The organism is Sorangium sp. So ce296 (assembly GCF_051529605.1).
Taxonomy (GTDB): Bacteria; Myxococcota_A; Polyangia; order Polyangiales; family Polyangiaceae; genus Sorangium; species Sorangium cellulosum_D.
The window spans coordinates 3,462,417-3,475,176 of the sequence record NZ_CP150325.1; the positions used below are offsets into that span (position 1 = coordinate 3,462,417).

General features: G+C 71.5%; 12 protein-coding genes. 5 read left to right on the forward strand and 7 right to left on the reverse strand.

Annotation, left to right across the window (positions count from 1 at the left end; all coding sequences use genetic code 11):
- Positions 1–58: 58 nt before the first annotated feature.
- The 5 genes from WME98_RS12980 to WME98_RS13000 all read left to right on the forward strand — a co-directional run bounded on the left by WME98_RS12980 (position 59) and on the right by WME98_RS13000 (position 8,000).
- Entirely contained in the window at positions 59–1,621 is a 1,563-nt protein-coding gene (locus WME98_RS12980) for a sensor histidine kinase (protein ID WP_437951614.1), read from the forward strand.
- Positions 1,618–3,537: a sensor histidine kinase gene (locus tag WME98_RS12985; RefSeq protein WP_437951615.1), complete on the forward strand. Its 1,920-nt coding sequence runs from the start codon at positions 1,618–1,620 to the stop codon at positions 3,535–3,537. Before WME98_RS12980 ends, WME98_RS12985 begins: the two co-directional genes overlap by 4 nt.
- Before the next feature lie 92 nt (positions 3,538–3,629).
- Positions 3,630–4,652: a Holliday junction branch migration DNA helicase RuvB gene (gene ruvB / locus WME98_RS12990; protein ID WP_437722582.1), complete on the forward strand. Its 1,023-nt coding sequence runs from the start codon at positions 3,630–3,632 to the stop codon at positions 4,650–4,652.
- A 124-nt stretch (positions 4,653–4,776) separates the two neighbouring features.
- The gene (locus tag WME98_RS12995; RefSeq protein ID WP_437951616.1) at positions 4,777–6,804 is read left to right on the forward strand and encodes a PAS domain S-box protein; all 2,028 of its coding nucleotides are present in this window, start codon (positions 4,777–4,779) and stop codon (positions 6,802–6,804) included.
- Between the two features lie 35 nt (positions 6,805–6,839).
- A complete protein-coding gene (locus WME98_RS13000; protein ID WP_437951617.1) occupies positions 6,840–8,000 on the forward strand; it encodes a sensor histidine kinase in 1,161 nt (386 codons plus the stop codon).
- Positions 8,001–8,022: 22 nt separating this feature from the next.
- Here the strand turns inward: WME98_RS13000 and WME98_RS13005 are convergent, their stop codons facing one another.
- The 7 genes from WME98_RS13005 to WME98_RS13035 all read right to left on the reverse strand — a co-directional run bounded on the left by WME98_RS13005 (position 8,023) and on the right by WME98_RS13035 (position 12,491).
- Positions 8,023–8,541, reverse strand: coding sequence for a hypothetical protein (locus WME98_RS13005; RefSeq protein ID WP_437951618.1), 519 nt, complete (start codon positions 8,539–8,541; stop codon positions 8,023–8,025).
- Positions 8,541–9,245: an anti-sigma factor family protein gene (locus WME98_RS13010; RefSeq protein ID WP_437951619.1), complete on the reverse strand. Its 705-nt coding sequence runs from the start codon at positions 9,243–9,245 to the stop codon at positions 8,541–8,543. The genes WME98_RS13005 and WME98_RS13010 overlap by 1 nt, the downstream gene beginning before the upstream one ends.
- Positions 9,242–10,048 carry a sigma-70 family RNA polymerase sigma factor gene (locus tag WME98_RS13015; protein ID WP_437333632.1) on the reverse strand — a complete coding sequence of 269 codons (807 nt, stop codon included), beginning with the start codon at positions 10,046–10,048 and terminating at the stop codon, positions 9,242–9,244. Before WME98_RS13015 ends, WME98_RS13010 begins: the two co-directional genes overlap by 4 nt.
- A gap of 122 nt (positions 10,049–10,170) precedes the next feature.
- Complete coding sequence (locus WME98_RS13020) at positions 10,171–11,133, reverse strand: S1C family serine protease (protein WP_061628275.1); 963 nt, start codon at positions 11,131–11,133, stop codon at positions 10,171–10,173.
- 182 nt (positions 11,134–11,315) lie between these two features.
- Positions 11,316–11,618 (reverse strand): DUF1844 domain-containing protein, encoded by a 303-nt coding sequence (locus WME98_RS13025; RefSeq protein WP_061628276.1) that lies wholly within the window; start codon positions 11,616–11,618, stop codon positions 11,316–11,318.
- A complete protein-coding gene (locus WME98_RS13030; RefSeq protein ID WP_020740286.1) occupies positions 11,615–11,845 on the reverse strand; it encodes a hypothetical protein in 231 nt (76 codons plus the stop codon). Before WME98_RS13030 ends, WME98_RS13025 begins: the two co-directional genes overlap by 4 nt.
- A gap of 40 nt (positions 11,846–11,885) precedes the next feature.
- Positions 11,886–12,491 (reverse strand): FKBP-type peptidyl-prolyl cis-trans isomerase, encoded by a 606-nt coding sequence (locus tag WME98_RS13035; protein ID WP_437951620.1) that lies wholly within the window; start codon positions 12,489–12,491, stop codon positions 11,886–11,888.
- Positions 12,492–12,760: the final 269 nt, after the last annotated feature.

A 12,760-nucleotide genomic window follows, 5' to 3' on the forward strand; every position in this document is an offset into this window, starting at 1 on the left:
CCGGGCGCCTGAGGCGGCCCGTACGCCGCCCGAAGCGCGCTAGCATCCTGCCCTCGCCGTGGCTCGCCGTCGCCTCATCCGCTGGCCTCGCGGCACGATGCCGCTCGTGCCGCTCGCGCCCGCGATCGTGATCGTCGTGGGGATCGCCACCGCGGTGGCGATCGCGCTGATCGGCATCCGCCAGCTCGCCAGGATGAGCGATCAGGCCGCGAGCCTGCGCGCGGAGGTGCTGGCCGCGACGCTCGCGGCGCGGCTCCATGGGACCGCCGACGCGGAGCGGACCGAGGTCCTCGGTCAGGCGGCGCGGCGGACCGGGTCGGAGATCCTGCTCGTCGAGCAGAACGGCCACGTGCTGGTGAACGAGAGCTTCGGCGCGCCGGCCAAGGCCGACATCTTCCAGATGCTCACGCGGGGCAAGGGCGAGGAGACGACCTCGCTCGGCCGCGTCCGGTTCGCGGCGCGCCCGCTCCGCCCGCCCCTGTCCCACCTCTCGGTGCTCACCTTCGTCTCGGCGCCGACCCCGCCGCCCGACTCGCTCGCCCTCGGCAACGCGGTCGCGGCGCTCACGACGCTGCTGCTCGGCGTGGCGGTCGCGGTCGCGCTCTCGTTCACCAAGGCGGCGCGCGACGACGTCGACTACCTGCGCGAGCGCATCACCGCGATGGCGCGCGGGCACGGCCAGAGCGCGTCGAGCACCGACCTCATCCAGACCGAGCCGGTGCCGATCAGGTCGCTCGACCAGGTGGGCCTCCTGACGGCGGCCTTCAACCTGCTGATCACCCGCTTCGCCGCGGCGGAGCGCTCCTACCGGGCGGATCTCCAGCAAGCGTCCGCGATGGACCGCGAGCGCTCGGCGTTCCTCGCGGGGCTCAGCCACGAGCTGCGCACGCCGCTCAACGCCATCCTCGGGTTCGCGCACGTGCTCGAGAGCGAGGTCGACGGGCCGCTCAGCCAGGACGCGCGCGAGGCGCTGTCCGTCATCCGGCAGAGCGGCGAGCACCTGCGCACGCTCATCGACGACATCCTCGATCTGTCGGCGCTCGAGACGGGCAAGCTCCAGCTCTCCCGCCGCGCCGTCAACCTCCGCGTCGTCGTCGATCAGGTGATGCGGGAGGCGTCCGCCGCCGCGCGCGACAAGCCCATCCAGCTGCGCGTCACCGGGGAGCACGGCCTCCTCGCGCACGCCGATCCGCGGAGGGTGCGGCAGATCCTGACGAACCTCGTCTCGAACGCCGTCAAGTTCACGGCGCGCGGCTCGGTGGCGGTCCACATCGCGGCGCGCGGCCGCTACGCGACCATCGCCGTCCAGGACACCGGCCCCGGCATCCCGCCGGAGGAGACGTCGGCGGTCTTCGAGGAGTACCGGCAGACCGGCGACGTGCGCTCTCGCCGGGCCGGGACGGGGCTCGGGCTCTCGATCGCGCGGCGCCTCGTGATGATGCACGGCGGGACGATCCAGCTGGAGAGCGAGCTCGGGCGGGGCTCGACCTTCACGATCACCCTGCCGCTCTGGGTCGCCCCGCCCCCCCAGCCCGCGCCGGTCCAGCCGCCCTCGCCGGACGCGGCGGCGACGCCCGTGAGCGAGCCGGGCGGCGGCCGGCCAGGTGGGAGGATCGTATGAACGAAGAGCGCATGAGGGACGACGCGATCCACTTCGCGCGGCGCGTGCTCGTCCGCCAGGCGCTGGTCGGCGTCGCCGCGTTCGGGGCGATCGCGGCGCTCGCGCCGAAGCTGCTCATCCTGGAGCAGGACGTCGCCGCGAGCGTGCTCTCGGTCGGCGCCAAGATCGCGCTCGCCGCGATCGTCGCGACCACGCTGCTGACGCTGCTCCGGCTGCGCACGCACCGGAACCTGCTGCGCTCGCTCATGATCGGCTCGCGCGACATCGATCACGAGGAGCTCGAGCGGTTCGCCGAGCTGCCGCCGTCCTTGGCGCTGCGCTTCGTGCTGGCGAGCTCGACGATCTCGAGCCTCACGATGATCCCGGGGATCAGGCCGGAGAAGCTCGACGACGGCCGGGCGGTCAGCCTGCTCATCCTCGCGATCACGATCCTCTGCGCGTCCGCGATCCCGCACTACGTGTTGACGCGCGCCACGACGTTCAGCCTCTTCGAGATCAGCCCGGCCGAGGCGATCGGCTCGTTGCTCGAAACGGCCGAGTTTTACCAGACGCCGCGCCGGCGGGTCACCTACAAGCTGCTCCTCGCCGTCGCCGCGCCGGTGCTGCTCGTCGGCGTCGGGGCGGTGCTGATCGCGAACGCGCACCTCCAGACGTTCATCGAGCGGAGCCGGCGCACGACCGCGGGGCTCATCGCGCGGACGGCGCTCGATCCGTCGCTCGGGGCCATCGCGGAGGCCGATCGCAACGACGTCGTGGCCGCCGCGGCGGAGTACGGGTTCCTCGCGCGCGTGCAGCACGACTGCGTGAGCGCGGAGCCCTCCTTCGGCCGCGAGGCCGACGGGCAGATCGCCGTGATCACGCCGCTCGACGGCGGCTGCGCCAACATCCGGTTCTCGGCCGACCTCGAGCCCTCCGCGGCGATCTGGGGCGCGCTCGTCGCGCTGCTCGCGGTGCTGGTCGCCGGCGTGCTCGGCAACCTGTTCGGCCGCGTCCTCGCCGCCGATCTCGTACACGCCACGAAGCAGGTGCGCCTGCTCGGCACGGACAGCGTGCTCCGCGGCGCCACGCAGATCGCCCGCCCCGCCCGGTTCGCCGTCGTCGCCCGGCTCGGGCACGCCATCGAGGATCTCGCCGAGCGCTTCCGCGTCTTCGCCGCGGCGCAGGAGCGCGCGCTCGAGGCCCGCGAGGCGGCGCAGCGCATGCGCGGCCTCCTGTTCGCGAGCGTGAGCCACGATCTCAAGAGCCCGCTGAACGCGATCCTCGGGTTCGCCGAGCTCGTGGGCCAGGAGGACCTGACCGCCGCCCAGCGCGAGAGCCTGGAGCTCATCTCGACGCGCGGCCGCGAGCTCCTCGGTCTCATCGAGTCGATCCTCGACGCCGCGCGCGTCGAGGCCGGCCAGCTCACGCTCGAGCCTCAGCCGACGTCCGTCGGCGCGCTCATCGCGGGCGCGATCCGCAAGGCGCGCGAGCTCGCGAGCGACGCCGACGGGGAGGTCGTCGTGGAGGTCGGCGACACGCTGCCGCTGATCCCCGTCGACCAGGCGTACGCGACGCGCGCGATCGCCGTCATCGTGGCGCACGCGCTCCGGACCGGCGCGGCCGACCCGTCCGCGCGCCTCGTGCGCCTCACCGCGACGATGGCCGGCGAGTTCAACAGCGAGGTCCGCATCGACATCGAGTACGGCAGCCGCGACGTGCCGCCCGACGAGCTGGAGGCGCTGTTCAGCCGGCAGACCACGGCGCGCGGGCGCGGCCTGACCCTCGGCCTCAGCCATGCGCGCTCGGTGATCGAGCTCCACGGCGGCTCGCTCGAGGTCGACGGAGCCCCGGACGGCCGCCCGCTCTGCCGCGCGCGGCTGCCGCGCGTCCCGCCGCCGCGCCGCCCTCGCCTCTCGTCGGTCCCCGCGCTCGGCTGACCTCGCCCGCAGCCGCCGGCGGCGCGCGACCCACGCTCCTTCCGCGCGCGGGATCGCTTCCCTTCGCCCTCTGCCCGCGGTACTCCCGGGGCATGCCTGAACGGGCGCTCTCTCCTGCCGAGACAGGCGACGACGATCGCTTCGACCGTCTCTTCCGGCCGGCCTCGCTCGCCGAGTACGTCGGCCAGGCCAAGCACACGGAGAACCTGAAGGTCTTCGTCGAGGCCGCGCGCCGCCGGCACGAGCCGCTGGACCACATGCTCTTCTGCGGCCCGCCCGGGCTCGGCAAGACGACGCTCGCCCACATCCTCGCCCGCGAGATGGGCGTCACCCTCCACGTCACGAGCGGGCCGGCGATCGAGCACAAGGGCGCGCTGGCCGGGCTGCTCACCAAGCTGGAGCGGAACGACGTGCTCTTCATCGACGAGATCCACCGGCTCACGCCGGCGGTCGAGGAGAGCCTCTACCCCGCGATCGAGTCGTTCAAGATCGACATCATGACCGGCGACGGCCCGTACGCGACGACCATCCAGCTCGCGTTGAAGCCGTTCACGCTCGTCGGCGCCACGACCCGCACCGGGCTGCTCACCGCGCCGCTGCTGTCGCGGTTCGGCCACGTCGTCCGCCTCGATTTCTACCCGGTCGAGGAGCTCGAGCGCATCGTGCAGCGCAGCGCCGGCCTGCTCGACGTGCCGATCGACGCCGGGGGAGCGCGCGAGATCGCCGCGCGTTCGCGGGGCACCCCCCGCGTCGCCAACCGCCTCCTGCGCCGGGTGCGCGACTTCGCCGAGGTGCTCGGCGACGGCGCGATCACCATGGCGATCGCGCGCAAGACCGCGGAGCGGCTCGAGATCGACGCGGCCGGCCTCGACGAGATGGACCGCAGGCTGCTGCGCGTCATCATCGATCACTACGACGGCGGCCCGGTGGGCGTCGACACCCTGGCCGCGGCGCTCAGTGAGCCGCGCGACACCATCGAGGACGTATACGAGCCGTTCCTGCTGCAGCAGGGCTTCCTCGGCCGCACGCCCCGGGGCAGGATCGCGACCCGCCGCGCGTACGAGCACCTGGGCATCGCGGCTCCCGCGGCCAAGCAGGGGGATCTCTTCTCTTGACCCACGCCGCGCGCGCGGCGCCCCGATGCGCCGCGCCGCCCGCCACGTTTGGTGAGCGGGCCAGCGTTGCGCCGTGAGCCGGAATTCTCTCATCGCTCCAGCGTGGAATCGATAAGCTTGCGGTGTGTCTCGCCGTGATCCTGTGCTCGTCGTGGATGACGACGCCGTCAGCCGGCAGATGCTGCTGCACGCGCTGGCCGACGCGGGCATCGAGACCGTCGCGGTCACCTCGGGCGCGGAGGCGCTCGCCTGGCTCAAGGCGAGCGTGCCCGCGCTCGTGCTGCTCGATCTGGTGATGCCGCCCCCGGACGGCTACGTGGTCCTCAGCGCCGTACGGGACGATCGCCGCACGCAGGACGTGCCGGTCGTCGTGTTGACGGCGCTCGACGCGGACGAGGACGTCGCCCGCGCCTTCGAGCTCGGCGCGGACGACTTCATCCGCAAGCCGTTTCGCCCGGCCGAGCTCATCGCCCGCATCCGCGGGCAGCTCCGGATCCGCGATTACGTCGACGCCCTGGCGCGCAAGGAGCACGACGCGAAGGTCGTCCTCGAGCTGACGCAGGCGCTCGCCTCGACGCTCGACTTCCGGAACATCCTCTTCACGGTCGTGCGCCGCATCGCCGAGGTGGCGCGCGTCGATCGCTGCAGCATCGTGCTCGTGCGCGACTCGGGCGACGTCGGCTACGTGGTCGCCGCGAGCGACGACAAGGAGCTCCGCGATCTGCCGATCGATCTCGGGAAGTACCCGGAGATCCAGCGCGTCATGCGCACGGGCGACGTGCTCGTGATCGACGACGCGAAGGCGCACCCGCTGTTCGACATCGTGCGCGCCGAGCTCCCGGAGAACGCGTTCCGCTCGCTCGCCCTCCTGCCGATCCTGTTCGAGGACAAACCGCTCGGCGTGCTCTTTCTGCGCGGGCGGCAGCCGGTGGCCCCCCACACGCACGAGCTCTCGCTGGCGCGCACGGTCGCGAGCGCCACCGCGATCGCCCTGCGCAACGCGCGCATCCTGCAGTCGCTCCGCGATCAGACGCAGCAGAGCACCTTCGCCCGGTTCGAGGCGGAGCGCCGGCTCAAGGCGCTCCAGCGCTACGCCGACTTCTTCCACTCGACCGCGGACGGCATCATCGTCGTCGATCCCGACGGCCACATCCTCTTCTCCAACCCGCGCGCCCAGGCGATCACCGGGCGCACGGCGGAGGACCTCGAGAAGGCGAACCTGGCCGACCTCGTCGATCCCCGCGAGCACCCGCTCCTCGAGGAGATCCGCGCCGGCTTCGCCAAGGGGTCGTTCCCGCACATGGTGGACTTCACCGTGAGGCGGGGCGAGCCCGAGCACGAGAAGCTCATCCTGAGCTTCAGCTTCAGCAGCGTCCTCCGGGAGGAGAGCGGCGCCGTCCTCGTCAGCTTCCGCGACGTCACCACGGAGCGCGCCACCGAGGCGGAGCTCACCAAGACCAAGGAGTTCTTGGAGCGGGTCATCGAGAGCTCCGTCGACGCCATCGTCTCGGCCGACATGGCGGGCGTCGTCCTGCTCTTCAACCGCGCCGCCGAGCGGATCTACGGCTATGACGCGAAGGAGGTCGTCGGCGCGATGAACGTCCGCGCGCTCTACCCCGACCACAACGCCGAGCAGATCATGAGGCTCATCCACGCGAAGGAGCACGGCGGCCCCGGCCGGCTCGAGGGCTACCGGACCGAGGTCCTCGCCAAGGATGGGTCGCGCATCCCGGTGCACCTCTCCGCGGCGTTGATCTTCGAGAACGGCGTCCCGGTCGGCTCCGTCGGCATCTTCACCGACCTGCGCGAGCGGATGCGGATGGAGGCCCGCCTCACCGAGGCGCAGGAGGAGCTCCGCGCTCGCGAGAAGCAGGCCATCATCGCGGAGCTCGCGGGCGCGGCCGCGCACGAGCTGAACCAGCCCCTCACCAGCGTGCTCGGCTACGCCGAGCTGATCTGCCGCCGGATCGACGACGCGTCCCCCATCAAGGGGGCGGCGGCCACGATCCGCAGCGAGGCCGAGCGGATGGCGGAGATCGTCCGCAAGATCGGCAAGATCACCCGCTACGAAACGAAATCCTATGTCGGCGCCGCGAAGATCATCGATCTCGACCGGTCGAGCGGCGACGACCCGAACAGGGGGATCGGGTGAGCGGGAGGAGCGCGGAGCGCCTGGGGAAGCGGCCGTTGTCCGACGCTCCCGTCACGCTTCGAAAGCCCCTCACCCGGGACCTCCCGCTCGAGTGGATCGACAACCTGCTGATCGCGTCGAGCGAGCTGGATCCGTCCGCTTCCATCGAGCAGCGCGCCTCGGCGCTGCTCGGCGCAGCCGCGAAGATGCTGCCCGGCTGCGGTCTCGGCGTGTACATCCCGGGCGCGACGGGCGCGCAGGCGGTCGTCCGGGTGTCGCCGCGCGCTCGCCGCGACGACGGCCGCGATCCGGCGCGGCTCCTCCCGGAGTTCGCCTTCGAGCGCGTCGCGGCCATCGAGCCTGAAGGGCGCTCGACGATGCACATCGCTGCAGACGACGCCGTGTACCTCGACAGCGCGCCCATCCAGGCGCTGGTCGACCGGCTCGTGCTCACCCTGGGCGCCTCGCTCCGCGAGGCGCGCGCGCACGAGTCGCTGCGCGCGCAGGTCATCCAGGCCGAGAAGCTGGCCTCCCTCGGGAAGATGGCCGCCGGCGTGGTGCACGAGCTCAACAACCCGCTCACCTCGATCCTCGCCTACTCCGAGTACCTGCGCCGCAAGGGCGAGCGCAGCGGCTTCGATCCCTCGGACATCGAGCGGCTCGCGAGGATCAACGAGGCGGCGGACCGCATCCTCCGCTTCTCGCGCGACCTCATCACCTACGCGCGGCCGTCCACGGAGAAGCCGGGCGCCGTCTCCCTCCACGACATCATCGAGCGCGCGCTGGTCTTCTGCGAGCACCTGCTCGACCAGACGGGCGTCACCGTCGAGCGATGCTTCGGCGAGATACCTCCGGTGCGGGGCGTCATCGACCCGCTGACGCAGGTGTTCGTCAACCTGTTCACGAACGCCGCGCACGCGATGCACGAGCACGGCGGCTGTCTCGGCATCACCACCGCGACGTCGCCGGAGGACGGTTACATCACGGTGACCATCCGGGACGAGGGGCACGGGATCGACATCGAGCACCTGCCGAGGATCTTCGACCCCTTCTTCACGACCAAGACCGACGGGAGCGGCACCGGGCTCGGCCTGAGCATCGTCAGGAACATCGTCGCCTCGCACGGCGGCAGCATCCGCGCGGAGGCGTGCGCCCCGCGCGGGACGGCCTTCTACCTCGACCTGCCCGTCGCGCTGCCGTCCTCGGGCCGTCGCTGAGCGGGAGCCGAGCGCCCTCGGCTCAGGGCGCGACCTTGATGCCGAGCACGAGCACGCCGCCCTGGTGCTGCTGACCCGCCACGAAGAAATTCTCGCCCGCCTTGGCGTTCACCTCGAGCAGCGGCAGGAACGTGTTGCCGCCTGGCTTCTGGATGCTCGCGCTGACGACGAAGCGCTTCGGCTCGTCCTGCTTCTTCGCGGCCACGACGTCCTTCAGCGACACCATGAGGACACTGCCGTTCGGCAGCTTCGTCGTGGTCGGCTTGCCCTTCTGCAGGCTGATCTTCAGCCGATCGAGGAGTTTGTAGCTGTTGTACGCCGAGAACGGCGGCTTCCCGAGCTCGGGCATCTTGCCGATCTTCGGATCGATGCCGGACCCGTCGTTCGTCGCGTGGAGGACCACGACCTCGGTCGTGATCGCGGCGTCGGACGGCGCCGCCGGGGCGGGCGCCGGCGGCTTGCCTTGCGCGACGGCGGGGGAAGGGCTCACGCCGAGCGCCAGGACCATGATCGCGGTGATCGCACTCGCAAGAAATCTCATCACTGTCCTCCCGGACCCTCATCGGAGAGCCAAACCACCGTGGTCGTCGGGCCTGAGGCCGCGGCCTCCCGCGGAACGTAGAAGATGGACCCCATGCGCGCCCCGAAGTCGACCGCGGCGACCTCGACGCCCGGCTCGATCTCGCCCTCGGCGCTCGGCGCGGCGACGGGCTCGTGCGTCGGTGCGGCGGGCGGCGGGGCGAGCTCCGCGGAGGACGCCGGCGCGGTCAGCGCCGCGCTGGGCGCCTCCACGTCGGTCCGACCCCAGACCATCATCGCGGCGGCCGCGGCCACGGCGAGCGCCGTCAGCGCGAAGATCCCGCGCGCGTTGTCGTTGGCCGGCGATCCCTGGAGCTGCGCCCGCGCGCGCGGCGGAGCGGCCGGCGGCGACGCCGCGAGCGGCTGCACCGCAGCGCCTCCGTTGGCCTTCGCGGCCGCCCCCTGCCCTTCGAGGATCTTCGCCATGACCCCGTCGGCGATGCCGTCGGCCGCGCTGGAGGCGAGCGCGCTGTCCCGGATCATGTCGGCTGCGGTGACGAGCCCCGCGACCTTCGCTCGGCAGCGCGGGTCGTGGAGCACATACTCCTCCACCTGCCGATGGCGCGCCTCATCGAGCTCACCGTCGACATAGAGCATCAGCTCCAGATCCGTCGGCGGGGCGCTCGCATCCCCGTGATTCGCCTTGCTGCTGTTGGCGGTGCTCACGCGATCTCCTCCGGGTCCTCTGCGGCTCCCTTGCCCTCTTCCTCCGCGTAGCAGTCAGCGAGGGCGCGCTGAAGCTTCTGACGGGCGTGGAACAGGCGGCTCATGATCGTCCCCTTCGAGACCCCCATCGCCTGCGCCATCTCCTCGTAGGACATCCCCTCGACCTCCCGCATCAGGATCACGCCTCGGTGGTAAGGCGGCAGCGCGTCGAGCGCGGCCTGGATGCGCCCGGCGATCTCCCGACGGCGGACGACGTTGAGGGGGTCGGCTCCGTCGATCCGGGCGACGAGCGGGAAGTCGGACTGCTCTTCAGCCGCCTGGTTTTCCTGGAGCTCGAGGTCGCGGCGCCCCGGCTTGCGCATGAGGTCGATCGCCAGGTTGGTGACGATCCGGTAAAGCCAAGTAAAAAACGAGGAGCCGCCCTGAAAGGAGCCGAGCCCCTTGTAGACGCGGAGAAACGCGTCCTGCACGAGCTCGCGCGCGTCGTTCTCGTCGCGGACGAGCCCCATCGCGATCGCGAACGCCCGGCGCTGGTGCCGTTCCACGAGCGAGCGGAACGCCGCCTGGTCCCCCTTCTGCGCCCGCTCGATGAGCTCACGATCTTCCTCCGCTTCCCGCCGTCGTGCCTCGCGATTGGACGCACGGGCGGAAGCGCTATTCAGGCGCGCGTGGAGCTGCTCCGCTCGGCGGTGGTCGCCCCCCGCGGGCAGGTCGTCACCCGCCATGTCGCCCGGCGCGTCGCCGGGAGGGCCGGGAGGTGCGACCGGCTCGAGCTCGTCCGGGGAGGAAGGTAGAGAGGCCACGGGGTCAGCTTACCTGAGGAGGCTGGGGGGCAAGGAACGTCGCGCGGCGGATGCCCCGGCCGGGCGCGCGGTGGCCGGCGGGCGTGCCGGGCACAAGGTCGTTACGCTCCGCGTTGCCCGGCTCACGGCTCATCGGCCTCCTCGTTGAGCTCGGGGAGCTCGCCAAGCGTGAGGCGCACATCGAAGACCCGCTCGAGCCGCGCGACGCGGAGCGTAACGACCTTGTTCACGCCGGCGATGCTCGCCATCCACCTGAGCTCGTTCGGGTCGGAAATCGGCTTTCCCTCGAAGCCGATGATCACGTCGTCCGGCGCGATGCCGGCCCGGTCCGCGGGCCCCCCCGCCACCACGGTCTTCACCCATGCCCCCTTTCGATCCGGCCGCTTGAGCCGCCCCGCCTCGATCGAGTTGAGGACATCGACGATCACCCCGACCTGGCTCCGGCGGATCTTCCCGTCGCGCAGCAGCATCGGCAGGAGCTGCCGCACCATGTTGATCGGGATCGCGAACCCGATGTTGTTCGCGTTGGCGCGCACGGCCGCGTTGATACCGACCACCTCGCCCTTGAGGTTCAGGAGCGGGCCGCCGGAGTTGCCCGGGTTGATGCTCGCGTCCGTCTGGAGGAAGTTGAAATAACCGCTCGGATCGAGCCCCTTCACGTCGTCCCGGGTGCGGCCCTTGGCCGAGAGGATGCCCGCCGACACCGTGTGGGAGAGGCCGAAGGGGTTGCCGATCGCGACCACCCAGTCGCCGACCTCAATGGTGTCCGAGTCGCCAAGCGGCAGCGACGGGAGCCCCTTCTCCTCGACCTTCAGCACGGCGACGTCCGTGTGCTTGTCGCGGCCGACGACGGTCGCCTTGATGTCGCGTCCGTCGACGAAGCTCACGAGGATGTCCGTCGCGCCCTCGATGACGTGGTTGTTCGTCAGCAGGAAGCCCTCGGGGTCGTAGACGAAGGCCGTCCCGAGCCCCTCGGCGACCGTCCGGCGGCGGCCGCCCGGGTGCTGCTGCCGCTCGACGCGGGCCTTGACCGTGGCGACCGCTGGGTCGGCCCTGCGCGCGAGCGGCGCGAAGGAGCCGGGCATGCCCTCGGACCGGACGATCGGAGGAGGCGACGTAGGAGGAGGCGGGGGGAGGCTGACCACCGGCACGGCGCCCGGAGGGACGGCGGAGCTGCTCGCGCCGGAAGAGTGGCCGGGAGAGGCCTTGTTGCACGCGGCGACCAGCCAGGCGAGGAGGACCCACGAAAGAGCCCTGGCGCCGGCGGTCACGAGCGTTTCGAGACCTCGAGGTAGCGCATCCGCAGATCGTAGAGCGCCTGCTCGAGCAGGCGCTCCTCGTCACCCGTGAGGTTCCCCTTGGTCTTCTCCTGGAGCAGGGAGAGCAGATCGATGTCCTGATGCGCGAGGACCAGGTTCTGCTCTTCCCTGCCGTCAGGGCTGGGTGCGTCGCCCAGGTGCACGTACGCGGAGCCGATGATCGACAGCACGAACGTCGAGAAGTCGAGCGTCGGCAGCTCCGGGGGGCCCCCGGCCGGAGGGAGATCCTCCTGCTCCTTCGCGTCGCTCACTCGGACCCTTCGTCGTCGAGCTCAGGCTCGACCCGCGGCGCGTGCGCTGCCCCGCCGAGCGCCGGCTGATCGACCGCGATCGTCTCGGCCTGCTCTTCTGCATCCGGCAAGCTCGCGAGGTGCGCCTCGATGGTCGCAGCGCTGAGCGTACCGCTCGCCAGGAGGCGCTCGCGCACCCGGCGATCGAGCTGCAGCTCCGTCAGCTTGCCCTTCTCACCTACGGTCATGATGTGATCTCCTCGGACAACCCGCCCGTTTGCGGCGGGCTTAGGACGACTTCTTCGAGAGCGTCACGAGCGCCTCTCCATGGCCGTGCTCGTGAGGATGGCCGTGCTCGTGGTCATGGTCGTGATCGTGATCGCAGCAGCCCCCGCTCTCGGACTCCTCGATGCGCTCCTCCAGCTCGGCTTGAGCCTGCGCGATCTCCTCCTCGCTGGCGGCGCGCACATCGCTGACCTGGACCTGGAAGCGCACCTTCTGGCCTGCCAGCGGGTGGTTCGTGTCGACCCGGAAGCCGTCGGGGAGGATGTCGACCACGCGGAGCGCGACCGGCTCGCCGTCCGGCCCCTGGGCGACGAACTCGTCGCCGACCTCGACCTCGCCCGCGTCGGGGAAATCGGCCTTGTCGACCTCGAAGATGCCGGAGTCCTCGCGCTCGCCGAACGCCTCTGCCGGCTCGACGGTGATCTCGCGCTGCTCGCCGGCGCGCAGGCCCTCCAGGGCGCGCTCCAGGCCAGGCACGATCTGGGCGTATCCGTGCACGTAGATGAGCGGCTCCGCGGTCGACGCCTGGTCCACCGCCTCGCCGTTTTCGTTGAACAGGACGTAGGACAGCGTGACGACCGTGTCCGTTGCGATGGGCAGCGACTCCATAGGCGGCGGATGGTTTGCCATGGCGGTTCCGCGGTTTCAAGCGAGCCGCGCCTGCGCAGCGGCATGCTATGAGGACGTCCGATGGCCGATTCCATGGCTCGGGCGACCGGTCGCGACCCTCTCGACGCGTCGGCCCCTGCGACGCAGGCCACCCCGGAAACGGAGCGCGTCCGCCCCGGCGAGGCGCAGCCGGGCGGGGCACGACCGGCCTCGGCAGCGCCTCCCCCGCGCGGCGGCGCGTCGGTCCAGGGCCCGCGCGCGGGTGGACC